Here is a 16,436-nt window from a genome sequence, read left to right on the forward strand (position 1 = left end):
CTCTATAAGTCTCATCTTAACACCACTCCGTGACGAAGTTTTCAAAACCTAGTTTCAAAACCTTTTATACTTACTTCTTTCTTATTCCCATACTTACTTTTTCCATAAATGATAAAGATTAATTTATTAAGCTCCACTTCCACTCCACAGTGAAACTTAGAACTTATCTACTCGATAATTACTAATTCCTATGTACTACAACGAAACACAGTTCTCTGCTTGTTGCATTCACAGGCACAAAACGACTAGCTAGATATTAGGCTACAATTAATAAAATCTACAACTAGTAAATCACTATCTCACTCTCTACTACTTTCGCAGTACTAAATGTGAGTTTTTAATTAGAGCGAAATAACCGATGCTACTTATGCTATCTATTTTTATCAACCAATACCAAGTATTCAAATCGTTTTTGCTAATAAACTTCTTCTGTCATCCATAGGAAAACCTAAGGAATCAGATTTATAATAATTCGTTAGTAAGGGAATTTGTTTAGACATATAGCACTATCTCCACTCCTCTAAAAAAACTCCCTCAACTAAATGTACTATTAAAACATATTGAGGGAGCGTAACAGTTCTCCATTGTCCCCACAAAATCAGAACTGCTAATATTATCTAGATTCATTGGAACTATATCTCTTCCCAAATTCAAAAACAAAATTAGTCACTGCACGAGAGGTAGTGCCTATACTTAAGCATGGTTTTTATCATAAATAGAAGCCCAATACGGTTGTTAATAATCTTAAATTGATACTTTTAAAAAGTTTAAAAAGACGCCCTTAAAAACAATAAACAGCTAAAAAACAGATATTTAAAAACTTAAAATAGTACTAGTACCTAACTAATTTCAACGATTCTAAAAAACAGTATTTACCCATTATTTGCTACACCAAAAAATGTGAAACATCAACAATTCGAATGATACAATGTGATTTTAAAAAATGTAAAATAGTGTCAAAATAGTCTAGGTTACGCTATATATAAAAGATTCTTAAAACCTAAAAAGTCTTAAAATAGAATCGATAATACGATATATGATTTTTATAATAATCTAGATAAATAGTGCAATCAACGTACCTTCAGTAGTTAGAAGTTGACTATTACTTTAATATATTTTACAGAATAATATGTTATAAAACTAAAAGGAAACAGATCACTAAAACACTCTAAAAATTAATACTTTCCTAGCCTAGTCTATATTTAAGATATCATAACTTAAGCTCACTTTTAACAACAGCCTTAGTCTAACTGTTAATAAATGTCATTAGTCTTATAAAACCTTCCTCTATTCGCATAACACACTAATTCACAAATGTCTTAAACAGATAAATAGGGTAATTATTTAACAAAGAACTATACTTTGTTATAGTACATATTACAGCTTTTCACTCTATATTGCTTAGTCAAAACAAAACAACAATAAACATGAGAAAAGAACAACAACAACCTAAAAACAAAGAGGTTACACTAAAATCAATTCTCTTAGATGTATTCAAAATCAAATACATAACACCACCTATTAGAAGCTATACTTCTAAAATATTTAACAATTACAGAAAAGAAAATTTAGAGATCAATATATCTTTTAAGTACTAAAAAACACTTAGTATATCACATATAGTTTGTTTTACGCTAGTATTATTCACCACTCTATCCTTAACTAATACTAACAGTACACTAACTATATAGACTTTCTCACTATCAAAGTCAAAAATTGCTATTATAGAAAAGTACAGATGTCTACTGTTTTGGGCTAAGACAGCAGCTATCCCCTCGTACTCTATTCTATGGTATTGATTATTTATTGTTAAAAAATTAAAATGGATTCGAAAAAAAAACAACAATATACCCATATAGGATTGATTCCTATATCGGTAATACTGAGTTATGTCCTTATAACTTGGCTACTTACTTTATTCATTAATATAAAGGATATAGTACTCACCTACACCTCATATACCCTATTTGATATAGCTCCAAAAATGCTTCAGAATATTGGATTGGGTCAGCTATCTATCTTTCAAAGCACTATAAGCATTAATAACTTCAGCGGTGTACAACTACACCATGAAATGACATCCTATATAGATCTACCTATCAACTATTTTGTATCAGGTATATTCTATGGTATGGCTTTCTTAGGATTAATAGCTAGTTTTATTATCTACCAAATCTTTAAAGAACGTAAGTGGATTAGTTATTTATCTATACAGTTACTTATTACACTTTGTTTTATAACAGGTGATATCCTAAACCTATTTCATATTCATTTACAAGCAGTTGAATCTTTTTTAAAAGCAACTATTCTTTCTTCCTCTATCATTTTTACAGGTATGTTACTATCTACATACTACCCATTCGGAACGAAGAGATTTATGTATAAAAATGAATTAAAATTATATTCTCTTACCTCTATCATAGCCATTGTATTATACTTCTCTAGCTATCTATATGGAGGCAAACATTCAGTAGTATTGGACATTACTGTTTTAGTATTCTTTATTTTTGTACAATTAACTAAAAGGAATTTAAAACACAGAAAGCAATACTATCTTTATGTAGCTTTTTTAATATCATTGTGTATTCTGTTAGGACTGAGCTTTATCAATCTAGAAATAGATGACCCTATCACTATTCAGAATCACGCTATGCCAAACTTAAAGCTATATGTATCAGCGATTATCGTATTGAGTATTATTAATAACTATGTGCTAGTCAGAAAAAACCAAAAACACAATGTACGCAACCGTGTTTTTATGTTTCAATATGTATTAATGCTGAAGAATTACCATAAACTGCTAGTTCATGAAAAGAATACACAAACTCTAAAACAACCTGATACTATTACACTTAAGGATCATCAAGGAGACTTGTCTTATCATTTAAAGAACAATTATAAACTAACGGAGAGAGAAGTAGATGTACTCTACCTCATCTGGGATGGACTGACTAATAAAGAGATAGCACATGAATTGAGTATAACGATAAGTACGACTAAATATCATATTAGTAATATATATCTGAAGTTAAATGTAAACTCGCGTTCACAGGTATTTGCATTAAAAGATTGGTAGCATACTTCAGTTACTTTTCTATTACTAATGTAGCACTTAAAGTAGGGATGAGTCCGTAGTGAGTCCGTTATGAGTCCATACTGACTCCGTTAATTCATACAAAATAACGGACTGAACACGAACTTATTGACCTCTTACTAGTTGTCATCCAAAAGGAAACAGCTAGTCAATATAAATTAAACAAAAACAGACTTGATCATAAATGACAAGTCTGTTTTGTTTTGACATATAGCTTATCAAAATTCGCATATTTAGAAAATATTTTTTTCTAAACCGAAATATTAGAATTTTAAAACAAGACTATATATCACTACATATAGGGATAGTTATTTAAGGTGTCTTTCTTTTAAAACAGATTCTATATCACTTAGAGTAAATCCTTTTGCTTTTAATAAAATAAGGTAGTGATATAATAAGTCTGCTGCTTCATTCTTAAAAAGAGTATCATTATCGTCTTTGGCTTCGATAACTAACTCCACTGCTTCTTCTCCTACTTTTTGAGCAACTTTATTGATTCCTCTCTTAAATAGTTGATTGGTATAAGATGATTCTACATTGTTATCAATACGCTCACTGATGATATTCTCTAAGATGTAAACAAAACCTTTATCACAAATCTCTCCAAAGCACGAAGTACTTCCTGTATGGCAAGTAGCTCCAATAGCTTCTACTTTTATCAATAGACAGTCTCTATCACAGTCAGTCAAAATCTCTTTTACTAGTAAATAATTACCTGAAGTTTCTCCTTTAGTCCAGAGTCTATTTTTAGTACGGCTATAGAACGTTACTTTACCTTCTGTAATCGTCTGTTGATAGGCTTCTTCATTCATATAGCCTTGCATCAATACCTGCATGGAATCCTTATCTTGAATAATCACAGGTACTAACCCGTTGCCTTTATTAAAATCTATATCTAGTTTCATCTTACACTTATATTATTTGTTTTTAATATTTGCTTTAACTCTGGTATACTTATTTCTCCATAGTGAAATATACTAGCCGCTAACGCACCTGTCGCTTGCGTCTGAGTAAACACTTGTGCAAAGTGATCTATACTCCCAGCACCACCAGATGCTATCACGGGTATATTTACCGTTTTAGCTACCTCAGCTGTAATATCCAGTGCAAAGCCCGCTTTCGTACCGTCATTATTCATTGAGGTTAACAGTATCTCACCTGCTCCTAAACTAGCTACTTGCTTTGCCCAGTCTATAGTCTTTAACTTAGTCTTGATACGCCCTCCTGCACTGTATACCCACCATTCACCCTCTTCGTACTTCGTGTCTATCGCTACTACTGCACATTGACTCCCCAATGCCTGAGCGATCTCCTGTATTAGCTCAGGTCTCTTGATAGCAGCTGAATTGACACTTACTTTATCTGCGCCTGCTCTCACTAAATCTATTGCTTGTTCTCTAGTACTAATCCCACCACCTACGGTAAAAGGGATATTAATCTGACTCGCAATCTCATTGACTAAACTGATCAGCGTCTTCCTATTCTCTATCGTAGCTGTAATATCCAGAAAGACTAATTCGTCTGCGCCCTCTACCACATAGCGTTTTGCCAACGCTATAGGATCACCAGCTCGCTGTATATCAACGAAGTTAACCCCTTTGACTACCTCACCATTCTGAATATCCATACACGCTATTACTCTCTTCTTTAGCATAATTCACTCAACTCTTTTAATGTTATTCTTCCTTCATAGATCGCTTTTCCGATGATCACTCCTTCACAACCTATCTCTTTTAGCTTGTATAATTCTGCTACCGTAGTTAATCCTCCACTAGCGATCAGTTTCACCTCAGTATTCGTTATAATCTCTTTATACAACTCAATAGCAGGTCCGTTTAGCATTCCATCTTTTTCTATATCAGTGACTATGGTATAGGATACTCCTCTCTGCTCATACGATTGGATAAACTCTAGCACATCTGTATCCGCAGAGTCTAACCACCCTTGGGTCATAATCTTGCGCTGTTTACAGTCTGCTCCTAATATAATCTGCTCACTTCCGTATCGCTCTAACCATGTTAAGAATAGCTCAGGCTTAGTCGCCGCTATACTTCCTACAGTCACTTGCTTAGCTCCACTGTTAAAGGCAGTGATGATATCCGAGTCATTCTTAATACCTCCACCAAAATCTATCTGTAGATTGGTCTGAGTAGCTATCTCTTCTAATACCTTAGCATTCATTATTTGGCTTGACTTAGCGCCGTCTAGATCCACTACGTGTAAATACTTAATTCCTGCATCTTCAAACTGCTTCGATACCTCTACTGGACTTGTATTATACACTTTAGAGGTATTATAATCTCCTTTTGATAGTCGAACACACTGTCCGTCTATTATATCTATCGCTGGTATGATTCTCATAATTCTAAAAAATTCTTCAATAATAGTTCTCCTACTTTACCTGACTTCTCAGGGTGAAACTGTACTGCATAAAAATTACCTTTAGCTAAAGCAGCCGAAAAGGGCACGATATAATTATTAACAGCAATAGTATCCTTAGATAAAGTAGCATAATAACTGTGTACAAAGTAGAAATCATCTAGCTCTTCAATCCCTTTAAACAAGGTCTCTTCTTCTATCATATCACAATTATTCCATCCCATATGAGGAACAATATCTGTGGCAGGAAAAAGCTTTACTTCATTGTCAAAGACACCTAATCCTACTACATTCCCTTCTTCACTAGAATTGCACAACAATTGCATTCCTAAACATATCCCTAGTATAGGCTGTTTTAAACTTACGATAACCTTATCCAATCCTTTATCTACTAAATACCTCATCGCAGAAGAAGCCTCTCCTACTCCTGGAAAAATCACTTTATCCGCAGAGGTAAGTATCGCTACATCATCTGTGACTATGGTCTGATACCCTAGTCGTTCTATAGCATTCTGTACAGACTGTACATTTCCTGCATTGTATTTTAAGATTGCGATCATAGTATGCCTTTAGTACTTGGTATATTATAGTTCTCCGTTTTACTTACTGCCATCTTTATTGCTTTAGCAAAGGCTTTAAAGATCGACTCTATCTTGTGGTGCTCATTGTCACCTTCTACCTTTATATTCAGGTTGCAACTCGCTGCATCAGCAAAAGATTTAAAGAAGTGATAGAACATCTCTGTTGGCATATCTCCTACTTTCTCTCTCTTAAACTCTGCGTCCCACATCAGCCATGCTCTCCCTCCAAAGTCTATAGCTACCTGAGCTAAACACTCATCCATCGGTAGTAAAAAGCCATATCTCTCTATGCCTTTCTTATTGCCTAAGGCACGCTTAAACGCAGAACCTAGTGCAATAGCTGTATCTTCTATTGTGTGGTGCTCATCTACTTGTAAGTCACCTTTGACTTTTATCTTTAAACCTATATTACCATGTCTATTGACTTGTTCTAACATATGATCAAAGAATCCTAAACCTGTCTCGATAACACAGTCTTTAGCGCTGTCTAGATTCACTTCTATATCAATCGTAGTCTCATTCGTCTTTCTGTATTCTTTACCTATACGGGGTTGTTGCTTTAAGAACTGATAGATCTCCTGCCAATCTATTGTGCTCAATGTGGCACGCTCATCTGCAACTTCATTGATATAAATAACTTTGCTTCCTAAGTTCTCTGCTAACTGTATATCTGTCAACCTATCGCCTAAGACATAAGAGTTCGTTAAATCATAATCTCCATAGACATACTTACCTAACATTCCTAATCCAGGTTTACGCGTAGGTTTATTTTCATAGTCAAAAGAGTTATCTACATAAATATCTGTAAATGTCACTCCCTCTCCTGCTAGTGTATCCAATATAAAGTTCTGCACAGGCCAAAAGGTATCTTCTGGAAATGAAGCAGTTCCTAGCCCATCTTGATTACTAACTAAAACTAAAGTGTAATCTAACTCTCTCGCTATCTTAGACAAACTAGAAATAGCCTTAGGTAAGAATACCAACTTCTCAAAACTATCAATCTGAAAGTCTTCAGGTTCTTTAATAATAGTTCCGTCTCTATCAATAAATAATACTTTCTTACTCACGATCTATTGTTTTTAATGCAGTTATTAATTGGTTATTTTCCTCTGGTGTACCTATCGAAATACGCAAAGTATTCTCTACGACCTTACTTCTATTTCTCACGATAATTTGCTTATTAATCAAGGCTTCATATACCTTATCCGCATTACCAAATTCAACTAATAGATAATTAGTCTGTGAGGGACATACTCTCTTCACAATAGAAAGTTGCTTCAACTCTTGGATGAGTTTCTCTCTTTCCTCGATAAGTAGCTTTATCCTTTGTTGAAATCCCTCTGTATCTTGTAGTTGCTTTATAGCTTCTTCTTGTGTTACACTACTTAGATTATAAGGAGATTTTACCTTGTTAAAATAAGAGATTAACTCCTCACTCATCCATGCCATACCGATGCGAAGTCCTGCCATTCCCCATCCCTTAGAAAGAGTCTGTAGAACAATAAGATTGTTATACTTCACTAACTCCTCTAACCAAGAAGGCTCATTGCTAAAGTCTATATAAGCTTCGTCTATAATGACTATCCCTTTAAATCTCGTTAATAATGCTGTGATACTGTTTCTATCTAATAGATTACCCGTAGGATTATTAGGCGAACAGATAAACATCAGCTTCACAGTAGGGTCTTCTAAATAAGGTTCTACTACTGCTAGTTCTAAATCAAATGCATCATCTAGAGGAAGTGTGATTAACTCAACAGCGTTAATATTAGCATATACTTCATACATCCCATAAGTAGGGGTAAATACGATAGCTTTATCCTTACTAGGTTCACAGAATATTCGATAGGCTAAATCAATCGCTTCATCACTTCCGTTACCTAAAAATAATTGGTCTGGGTTTCCTCCTTTTATCTGACTAATGGTTTTCTTTAACTCTACTTGATATGGATCAGGATAGCGATTCACTATACCATACGGATTCTCATTTGCATCTAAGAATATTCCTATATCACCTTTGTACTCATCCCGTGCACTTGTATAAGGGGATAAAACCTTAATATTAGGGCGAACTAATTCGTTTATACTTATTTTATTATTACTCATTGCTTAGTTTTTTAAGGCGAATACTAACAGCATTTTTATGAGCGATTAACTCTTCTGCCTCTGCCATTACTTCAATTGTTTTACCTATGTTCTTTAGTCCTTGTTTCGTTAACTTTTGAAAAGTAACCTTCTTTACAAAGCTGTCTACCGATACGCCACTATAGCTCTTAGCATAGCCATTAGTAGGTAGGGTGTGATTCGTACCACTCGCATAATCACCAGCACTCTCACAAGAATAAGCACCTAAGAATACAGAACCTGCATTGATCACTAAGTCTATATACTTCTCAGCATTCTCTATATTTAAGATTAAGTGTTCAGGCGCATAAGCATTGCTAAAAGCAATACATTCTTCTATAGTCGATAATTCTATCATCAAGCTATTATTAAGCGTCTGTTTCGCTAAGTCTCTTCGAGGTAGTTCCTCAAGCTGTTTCTCCAATGCCTCAGCTACTTCACTTATCTTCTGCTTCGTTGTGGTCACAAAGACTACTTGACTATCTGTTCCGTGCTCCGCCTGTGATAATAGATCTGCTGCTATATAATCTGCATCAGCCTCTTGATCTGCAACGACTAAGACCTCACTTGGCCCTGCTGGCATATCGATAGCTATGCCTTGTGCCTGTACTAACTCTTTAGCCTTAGTTACATATTGATTACCAGGGCCAAATATCTTATAGACTTGAGGCACTGTCTCTGTACCATACGCCATGGCAGCAATAGCTTGTGCTCCACCAATCTTAAAGATAGTCTCTATACCTAGGTACTGCGCAGCATAAAGAACTACCTCATTTACTTTGCCTTGTTTATTACACGGTGTACACAATACTAATTCTTTACAACCTGCTAGTTGAGCAGGAATAGTTAACATTAATAATGTGGAGAATAACGGAGCTGTACCACCCGGTATATAAAGCCCTACCTTCTCTATTCCTACACTCTTTCTCCAGCAAGTCACTCCTTCTGTCGTCTCTACTTTATCTTCTGTAGATAACTGAGACTGGTGAAACGTTCTGATATTCGATGCAGCTATAGCTATAGCATCTTTGATATCCTGATTAACTAAAGTAGCGGCTTCTTCTATCTCCTGTCTACTTACTCTGAAGTCTGTTAACTGTACTCCATCAAATAATGAAGTATAATTCTGAATAGCCTGATCTCCTCTTTCTTTAACTTGTTTGAGTACTGTACTGATACTCTCATTTAGACTTTCTGTTGTGATAATAGGACGCTTTGTTAACCCTATCCATTCTTCTCTTGCAGGTTTATATACTGTTATCATAGCTTCTTATTTTAGTAAATCATTTTTTCTATCGGAGCTACTAGAATTCCCTCTGCTCCTAAGGCTTTTAACTCGTCGATGATATCCCAGAATTGGTCTTCTTGGATAACAGAGTGTAGACTACTCCAACCTTCATCTGCTAAGGGTAAAACAGTAGGACTCTTCATCCCTGGTAGTATAGAGATGATCTGTTCTAACTTATCATTAGGAGCATTTAATAAAATATACTTGCGTTCCTTAGCATTTAAAACAGACTTAATTCTAAACAAGAGTTTGTCTAATAAGACTTGTTTCTCCTCTCCTAAAGCTTGGTTGCTAATTAAGACTGCTTGGCTGTCTAGCACCTTGTCTACTTCTTTAAGTCCATTAGACATTAGCGTAGATCCACTACTCACGATATCGCATACCCCATTAGCTAGCCCTATGCTAGGTGCTATTTCCACACTTCCTGAGATAAACTCTATAGAAGCATTCACGCCTTGTTGTTTTAAGTATTTTTCTAGGATAAAGGGATAAGAAGTTGCAATCTTTTTGCCTTCAAAGTAAGTAATACCAGTATAGTCAACTTCTTTAGATACAGCTAAACTCAATCTACAACTACCAAAGCCTAGGTATTCTAATACCTTAACAGGTAGATTAGCCTCTAAGTACACATTCTCTCCTACAATACCGATATCAGCTACTTGTTGTTCTACATATTTCGTTACATCATCATCACGCAAGAACAGTACTTCGATAGGGAAGTTCTTACTTTCGGCAATTAGTTTACCACCACCATTAGGAAACTTAATGCCACATTCTTTTAATAATTCTAGGGATTTCTCACTAAGACGTCCACTTTTTTGGATTGCAATTTTTAATTTACTCATATTATTTTTTGATTAAAATGTTCGAGTAAACCGATAGGAAGTATCAAATAGCAATACGCTTAAAAACAAAAAATCCCGTCTGATTTACTCAAACGGGATAATTAGATATTTTGGATTCAAATACACCATATCATTACCAGCTCGTAAGAGTACAAGTAGAATGATGATGATGATGTAATTGACTTGGATACATGTCTTTTTTGTTTATTTGATAAGTCAAATGTATATATAATTTTAATACACTTGGTTAATTATTTTTATTTATTTCTTATACTTTTCAAATATCGCCTATTTAAAACAGCTTTCAAACTCAATGAGAGCAAGCCTTTTAACCTATTAATAACTACAGATAAAAATTAGCCATTTTAGCCATTGTTAGATTAAAATGAGTATCCACTTCTTCTGCATTCTTGATTGTTAAAGGGAAAGGAACCATATGACTATAGGAGAAAGGATAGTCTAAAATATCCACTCCAATAGGCACATCTCTATACGGTCCTTTTAGCATATTTAAAGCTTCTACAGCAGGAGCTACCTCATCATTTTTAAGGTTGACAGAGTAGATTTGATTCTCTAATTCTTTTAAGCGTTCTTCTCTTTCTTCTTGGTGATGATTGTAACGAAGCATTGTTTTAAACCAACTCTCCCCTGGGTGTAATTCTTTGGATTGATAGTGATTTAGACGAGGTTCTGCTATAAACTTAGTTGTCAGTAATTGAGCAAAGACTTTTTGCATCATAATAGTTGCTTTTCCATCCATAATATACTTCGATACTGGGAACATACGATCAATAGTCATTCCTCCACAGAAGCAAACTAACTTAGCATTATTCAATATGCCATTAGGATTCGCCATCAGAATAATAATAGATAAAAACGAGCCTATAGAATATCCAAACAAATCAATAGAAGCTGTTTTAGAAAGACTCGGGAACTTACCTTCTCTTAGTTGAGTCTCCCATTGTATAAAATCGTAATATGTCTGTAATCCAGACCAAAACATACGTTGTGGATTAGCCTCCATACGTGTACTCAATGCTGCATTAACATAACTCGTATCTGAATTCTCTTGCCAATGCATCGCTCTCTTCTGAGCCACCTCAAACATCAGTTTTCGATCAGACCATTCAAGAGGTGCTCTATCCATGTGAAAGCTTATAGGAAACAAGACTACAGCCTTTTTAGTACGTTTTGCTAACTCATATGCCCAAGGTAGATACTTATCCCACTTCTTCTCATTTAAGCCGTGAAACATGACTATAGTCTCTTCTGAAACCTCTTGCTCTAATGTCTTTAAAACAATAATCTTAAACTTCTTATTCTCCTCTACACTATAATCAGAAATATCTAATAGATGATCTGTGTCTGTAATCAGCTTACAAAAAGTATCTTCAAAACTCTCGTGATGTTCATCACAATACAATTTATCTGAACCACATAGTACATTAGCTGCTTGTGTAGATTCAAAATCGTATTTAAAGAATTCAATACCTAGTTCTTCACTTTTTATATAGTCATCTTCTGTATTAAAAAGCTTTTTGAGTTGATCGTGTAATTGGTAGTAATGCATGGCGTTAGGATTAGGTTGATTTAAAATACTATGTATGCATAGTATTAACGCAATAACCATTGACATTATTACACAAATCAGACATTATTAATATATAATTATTTTGAACTACTACTTGTATTTATTATATCACCAATCGTTATTTCAATTAATTATAGAAAATATAATCTACTTTTTATAAGACAGACCTGATATACTACTTGCACTTCTAGGATCATATACAGACCATAAAGTTCCCCACTCAAAAGCGATACTCCACTGAGGATAAGGTGAATTCTTTTTCTTTCCTTTCTCCCCTGACAGTTTACGCATAAAAGAATTATTGCGTTCAAAGACTTCCATCTCCTTCTTTTCTGACCAATCATCCCAAGTCTTAGCATCTCTGTCATCGCTAGTGTATATATACATACTCTCTAAGCTATCTCCAAAGAAGCAAATACTAATCCGAACTTGATACCCTTCCCAATCAAAATGATTAAAACCATACCAGAAATATCCTGTATTAACATCTCTAAAGCTATCATATTTAGCCTTGTAATAGTCTGTTTGTTTTAATTCTTCTAACTGCATTCCCTTATACAGTCTACAATTAAATTCTTCTAAAAATATACTGCCATTTGTTTTATCTAACATCCCCATGTGTACACTTATTAAACATTTATACTTCTATATAAAAAGCCGATAAGTTCATTAGTACTTATCGGCTTCATATTAAATATAAAAATAGCTTCTTAGTAATTAGATTTATAATCTTCTATCTCCGCAACAGTTCTGATTAACTCTGGCCCTAAATATTGATAACCATTGTCTTTAATCAAGAAGTTGTCCTCAATACGGATACCTCCAAAGTGAGCGAACTGTTTTACCTTGTCATAATTAATAAACTCTGCATATTTTTTCTCTGCCTCCCACATCTCGATTAGCTCTGGAATAAAGTAAATACCTGGCTCTACAGTTAGTACATGTCCTGCTTTTAGCTCTTTTCCTAAACGCAATGATTTAATACCAAACTGCTTCGTATCCTTAGGGTCTTCTGCTGTATATCCTACATACTGTTCTCCTAAATCTTCCATATCATGTACATCAAGTCCCATCATATGCCCTAATCCACACTGGAAGAACATCGTATGCGCATGATTAGCTACAGCATCTTGTGCATTTCCTTTCATAAATCCTAAGTCGATTAACCCTTCTGCTAATATCTCACAGGCTTTTAGGTGTACATTTTTATACTTCACGCCTGCTTTTAACTCTGCCTTAGCTCCTTCAAAAGAATTAAGAACTACATTGTAAAGATCACGTTGTTCTGGTGTGAAAGTCTTATCTACAGGATATGTACGCGTCAAGTCAGATGCGTACCCCATTGGCGTCTCACAACCAGAGTCATTTAACAATAACTTACCCGACTGTAAAGTATTCATCTTATAATGATTGTGTAAAATACCTCCGTTGATTGTCACAATAGAGTTATAAGCTAACTCACAGTTATGACTCCCTGCCACATTTTGAATAGCACTCACGATCTCATACTCCTTCACTCCAGGCTTAGCCATACGCATAGCCAATAAGTGCATCTGATTAGATACTTTTAGTGCTTCTTCTATCTGTACTATTTCTTGTGCTTCTTTGATTTCTCGTTGTGCTACGATAGCTTGAATCATCGGCACAGATGGTTTAAAGTCTACTATAGAAATATGTAGTAACTCACTTAATAAAATCTTGTTGAATGATTGGTAAGGAGGTAGGTAGTGAATATTTCTTTTCACGCTCATAGCAGTCGCTAAATAAATAGCTAATTCTGCATAAGGTCTTGTCTCTACTACACCTGCTTTCTCACATTTTTCTTTTAAAGTCTCTTGACGTCCCATCCATACAATAGCATCCATAGACATCTCATCTCCAAATACGATTGTCTTATGCTCATCTAAATCAATGATAGCAGCTAAGTGTGGTTGTTGGATACCAAAGTAGTACAAAAACGTACTATCCTGTCTGAAATGTGAAGCATTGTCAGCAAAGTTGATTGGATTCTCTATATTTCCTAAAAACAATAAGATTCCCTTTGCTTGAATATTTTGTTGAAGAACTTCTCTTCTTCTCTTATAAGTTTCTGTATTAAACATGGTATTGTTGGTTTGATCCTCCCAAGGTAACAACTTTGTCTGATATATACTCACAAATTGAGTAGTTTTTATCTAGTTGTTAGAGCAGGTGCTAATTCTTATAAATATCTATTGAAAAGAACTGTTGTACTTTATCATATACATCTTGGTCTAGTGCTACTTCTTTTAAGAAAAGTACATATTCAAAGTCCATCAATTGACGTTTGACAGGCATAGAAAGTATGTGTACTACTAGCTCATCTGCGATATACTTTTGTTGTTCTTTGTTAGCAGAGTGATAGACCTCTTTTACTAAGAAATTATAATAGGTCTTACCTTCTATTTTCTTGTTTACAAAGTGTTCGAAGGTCTTATAAACAATATTCTTAATCACCTCTTCCCACACTGATTTAACTTGTACATTATTAATGGTCAATGCCAACCAATGTATATACTCATCATAGAACAAATCAATCTTCTTACTATACGTTCTAATGCGATTCTGAAAGTCTGTCATGGTTTCGATCACAGTCGAAAAGATATCCAATGTGATTGGTTTATTAATACTGACAGTCACATAGTGATTCACAGGCTCTAAAGCAATATTCATCAAGTCCATCAGCTTCTTCACATTCGCCCCTTCTAATGTTTTTCGACGTCCCGCAACCGACTTTATCGTCTGTTCCATAATCTCTCTTACCTGATCTGTGGTGTATTGTGTTTCATCAGTCGAAAAAGTAAGTAAAAAGAGCTGTTCTAAAGGTTTATTCTTTTTAAAGACTTCTGACAGCCATCCTGTGATAGCTTCCTTGTCTACACGAAGCATTACTTCTTCTGTCTCAGTTAGCTTTTTCTTTTTAGTCTTCACTCCTGTAGTAGTGGATTTCTTTTTCGTTCCTCCCTTACTATCTTCCATAGCTAGCAATACCGCTGCTTTATGGAGGCAAAGTGTTTCTCCATTCGGACAATCACAAGTAAGCGCAGTAATCTTAGCAGCCTGAATAAACAACTGTACATCATAGCTCTGTTCTCCATCATCTACAAAAGCTACATAGTGCCCCTTACTCTCTTGTTCTAGCTCACGAACAGGCAATTGCATTGCTCTATTTTTATCTTTTGTAGTTATTGATTTGATTACTTCTGCTACTTTCATAATACTTTTATTGTCAGAACACAAAGTAACATATTTATCCCCACTATAACACTATTTCAAAAATCGTTTTGAGCATATACTCCTTTTCTACTCATCAGCAAATCTAGTATACTTCTATCCATCTTATTTTAATTGTGATTATAATGACCTCAGTTGAACTTATATACTCACTTATGGTTGTATAAAGTGGGACACTACGATATAAAAAAGGCTTGAGAATTAATTCTCAAGCCTTATATATCTAATTTAATACTTACTTATCCATTCATCGCTACATGAGATTCAAACTCTCCATCAACCATCTCAATAGATAAAATATGATCTCCGAAATATGCTCCGCCTTCATAATTAAACTCTACTTCACCATCTCCAGTAAAATATAACGACAACAGTCCTAACTCATCTCTAAACTGCTCTTCAGACAATCCTTCGTTCTTTTCACTATACACATCATACAGCTCATCTACAATAATATCTTTTCCTTCAGCATTGTATTTCTCTAACTGAACTACTACCTTATTGACATCTTTTAGAATCTCTTCTAACTCATCATCGCCATTATAAATAGAAAGATTAATTACTTCTTCTCCTAAAGTATAATCCATCTCTAATGTTTCTTCATCATATTCTGATATTTTAAAATCTTGTGCTGTTAATATCATATCTATTGTTTGTTTAATGCTTTATCTACTATACTAATCAATTCCTGTGGAGTCATAAACGTATTCATGAATGCTTCTAAACTTCCTTCATTAGTCACTTCACTAAAGAAAACCTCGTGATCAGTACCAAATAATGTAGGATTCTCTTGATTAGGATCGTCTATACAAATATAATAATGATCAGGAAAACCATAACTATAGAATAGCTGTATCATGCTTGGATATTTTGTACCTACTACTCTCTCTATCTCGCTTAGATTAACAAAATCCTCATCCATAAAATCTGTATTCCACTCTTCATAATCATCAGTTCCTTCCTTATAGGGTGTAAAAGGAGTTGCTGTCCAAAACACCTGCCCTCTCCCTTCTTCTGTATGTACATAGTAATGAGCTATCATCTTATCCATAAATGCCTGTCTATCTGACTGAATCAACTCTTGATGCTCATCTATATACTCTCCTAAACCATAGATAGGCTCTTGATCCTCTTCATCTGCCCAAGGTGTATCTTCTGGCTTCGGATATAATACCATATCAAAAGTGATAGACATCAAATCTTCTGCTAATGACTTCCCTTTTACTTGACTAATATCTCCTCCAAGTGCCTGTATTCTATCTAAAATTGTTTGTTTCATTAC

General features: G+C 34.5%; 15 protein-coding genes. 1 reads left to right on the forward strand and 14 read right to left on the reverse strand.

The window, feature by feature from the left end:
- The first annotated feature begins 1,822 nt into the window (after positions 1 to 1,822).
- Positions 1,823 to 3,076 carry a helix-turn-helix domain-containing protein gene (locus tag BK054_RS17740; protein ID WP_006258512.1) on the forward strand — a complete coding sequence of 418 codons (1,254 nt, stop codon included), beginning with the start codon at positions 1,823 to 1,825 and terminating at the stop codon, positions 3,074 to 3,076.
- Positions 3,077 to 3,402: 326 nt separating this feature from the next.
- Here the strand turns inward: BK054_RS17740 and hisIE are convergent, their stop codons facing one another.
- The 14 genes from hisIE to BK054_RS17810 all read right to left on the reverse strand — a co-directional run bounded on the left by hisIE (position 3,403) and on the right by BK054_RS17810 (position 16,433).
- Complete coding sequence (gene hisIE / locus BK054_RS17745) at positions 3,403 to 3,999, reverse strand: bifunctional phosphoribosyl-AMP cyclohydrolase/phosphoribosyl-ATP diphosphatase HisIE (protein ID WP_006258513.1); 597 nt, start codon at positions 3,997 to 3,999, stop codon at positions 3,403 to 3,405.
- Complete coding sequence (gene hisF / locus BK054_RS17750) at positions 3,996 to 4,748, reverse strand: imidazole glycerol phosphate synthase subunit HisF (RefSeq protein ID WP_039330255.1); 753 nt, start codon at positions 4,746 to 4,748, stop codon at positions 3,996 to 3,998. Before hisF ends, hisIE begins: the two co-directional genes overlap by 4 nt.
- Positions 4,742 to 5,455: a 1-(5-phosphoribosyl)-5-[(5-phosphoribosylamino)methylideneamino]imidazole-4-carboxamide isomerase gene (gene hisA / locus BK054_RS17755; RefSeq protein ID WP_071307598.1), complete on the reverse strand. Its 714-nt coding sequence runs from the start codon at positions 5,453 to 5,455 to the stop codon at positions 4,742 to 4,744. The genes hisF and hisA overlap by 7 nt, the downstream gene beginning before the upstream one ends.
- Positions 5,452 to 6,033, reverse strand: a complete 582-nt coding sequence (gene hisH / locus BK054_RS17760; RefSeq protein WP_006258516.1) for an imidazole glycerol phosphate synthase subunit HisH — start codon at positions 6,031 to 6,033, stop codon at positions 5,452 to 5,454. The genes hisA and hisH overlap by 4 nt, the downstream gene beginning before the upstream one ends.
- Entirely contained in the window at positions 6,030 to 7,121 is a 1,092-nt protein-coding gene (gene hisB, locus BK054_RS17765) for a bifunctional histidinol-phosphatase/imidazoleglycerol-phosphate dehydratase HisB (RefSeq protein WP_039330257.1), read from the reverse strand. Before hisB ends, hisH begins: the two co-directional genes overlap by 4 nt.
- Positions 7,114 to 8,160 (reverse strand): histidinol-phosphate transaminase, encoded by a 1,047-nt coding sequence (gene hisC / locus BK054_RS17770; RefSeq protein WP_039330259.1) that lies wholly within the window; start codon positions 8,158 to 8,160, stop codon positions 7,114 to 7,116. Before hisC ends, hisB begins: the two co-directional genes overlap by 8 nt.
- On the reverse strand, positions 8,153 to 9,442 hold the full coding sequence (gene hisD / locus BK054_RS17775) for a histidinol dehydrogenase (protein ID WP_039330261.1): 1,290 nt from the start codon (positions 9,440 to 9,442) through the stop codon (positions 8,153 to 8,155). Before hisD ends, hisC begins: the two co-directional genes overlap by 8 nt.
- Before the next feature lie 11 nt (positions 9,443 to 9,453).
- On the reverse strand, positions 9,454 to 10,311 hold the full coding sequence (gene hisG, locus BK054_RS17780) for an ATP phosphoribosyltransferase (RefSeq protein ID WP_006258520.1): 858 nt from the start codon (positions 10,309 to 10,311) through the stop codon (positions 9,454 to 9,456).
- Positions 10,312 to 10,654: 343 nt separating this feature from the next.
- A complete protein-coding gene (locus BK054_RS17785; RefSeq protein ID WP_016648965.1) occupies positions 10,655 to 11,941 on the reverse strand; it encodes a DUF6051 family protein in 1,287 nt (428 codons plus the stop codon).
- 108 nt (positions 11,942 to 12,049) lie between these two features.
- Positions 12,050 to 12,520 (reverse strand): hypothetical protein, encoded by a 471-nt coding sequence (locus BK054_RS17790; protein ID WP_016648964.1) that lies wholly within the window; start codon positions 12,518 to 12,520, stop codon positions 12,050 to 12,052.
- Between the two features lie 92 nt (positions 12,521 to 12,612).
- The gene (locus BK054_RS17795; RefSeq protein ID WP_016648963.1) at positions 12,613 to 14,058 is read right to left on the reverse strand and encodes an aminopeptidase P family protein; all 1,446 of its coding nucleotides are present in this window, start codon (positions 14,056 to 14,058) and stop codon (positions 12,613 to 12,615) included.
- Positions 14,059 to 14,095: 37 nt separating this feature from the next.
- Positions 14,096 to 15,136 (reverse strand): hypothetical protein, encoded by a 1,041-nt coding sequence (locus BK054_RS17800; RefSeq protein ID WP_071307599.1) that lies wholly within the window; start codon positions 15,134 to 15,136, stop codon positions 14,096 to 14,098.
- A gap of 257 nt (positions 15,137 to 15,393) precedes the next feature.
- A complete protein-coding gene (locus BK054_RS17805) occupies positions 15,394 to 15,798 on the reverse strand; it encodes a DUF2262 domain-containing protein (RefSeq protein WP_006258525.1) in 405 nt (134 codons plus the stop codon).
- Positions 15,799 to 15,800: 2 nt separating this feature from the next.
- Entirely contained in the window at positions 15,801 to 16,433 is a 633-nt protein-coding gene (locus tag BK054_RS17810; RefSeq protein WP_006258526.1) for a hypothetical protein, read from the reverse strand.
- Positions 16,434 to 16,436: the final 3 nt, after the last annotated feature.

The organism is Myroides sp. ZB35 (assembly GCF_001865835.1).
In the GTDB taxonomy this organism is placed as follows: Bacteria; Bacteroidota; Bacteroidia; order Flavobacteriales; family Flavobacteriaceae; genus Flavobacterium; species Flavobacterium odoratimimum.

What these genes read in the sequence shown, in the direction of transcription:
- BK054_RS17805 (WP_006258525.1), bottom strand. Translation starts at nt 15,798, where the DNA reads ATGATATTAACAGCACAAGATTTTAAAATATCAGAATATGATGAAGAA.
- hisIE (WP_006258513.1), bottom strand. Translation starts at nt 3,999, where the DNA reads ATGAAACTAGATATAGATTTTAATAAAGGCAACGGGTTAGTACCTGTG.
- BK054_RS17810 (WP_006258526.1), bottom strand. Translation starts at nt 16,433, where the DNA reads ATGAAACAAACAATTTTAGATAGAATACAGGCACTTGGAGGAGATATT.
- BK054_RS17800 (WP_071307599.1), bottom strand. Translation starts at nt 15,136, where the DNA reads ATGAAAGTAGCAGAAGTAATCAAATCAATAACTACAAAAGATAAAAAT.
- hisC (WP_039330259.1), bottom strand. Translation starts at nt 8,160, where the DNA reads ATGAGTAATAATAAAATAAGTATAAACGAATTAGTTCGCCCTAATATT.
- BK054_RS17740 (WP_006258512.1), top strand. Translation starts at nt 1,823, where the DNA reads ATGGATTCGAAAAAAAAACAACAATATACCCATATAGGATTGATTCCT.
- BK054_RS17785 (WP_016648965.1), bottom strand. Translation starts at nt 11,941, where the DNA reads ATGGTTATTGCGTTAATACTATGCATACATAGTATTTTAAATCAACCT.
- hisH (WP_006258516.1), bottom strand. Translation starts at nt 6,033, where the DNA reads ATGATCGCAATCTTAAAATACAATGCAGGAAATGTACAGTCTGTACAG.
- hisD (WP_039330261.1), bottom strand. Translation starts at nt 9,442, where the DNA reads ATGATAACAGTATATAAACCTGCAAGAGAAGAATGGATAGGGTTAACA.
- hisF (WP_039330255.1), bottom strand. Translation starts at nt 4,748, where the DNA reads ATGCTAAAGAAGAGAGTAATAGCGTGTATGGATATTCAGAATGGTGAG.
- hisG (WP_006258520.1), bottom strand. Translation starts at nt 10,311, where the DNA reads ATGAGTAAATTAAAAATTGCAATCCAAAAAAGTGGACGTCTTAGTGAG.
- BK054_RS17790 (WP_016648964.1), bottom strand. Translation starts at nt 12,520, where the DNA reads ATGGGGATGTTAGATAAAACAAATGGCAGTATATTTTTAGAAGAATTT.
- hisA (WP_071307598.1), bottom strand. Translation starts at nt 5,455, where the DNA reads ATGAGAATCATACCAGCGATAGATATAATAGACGGACAGTGTGTTCGA.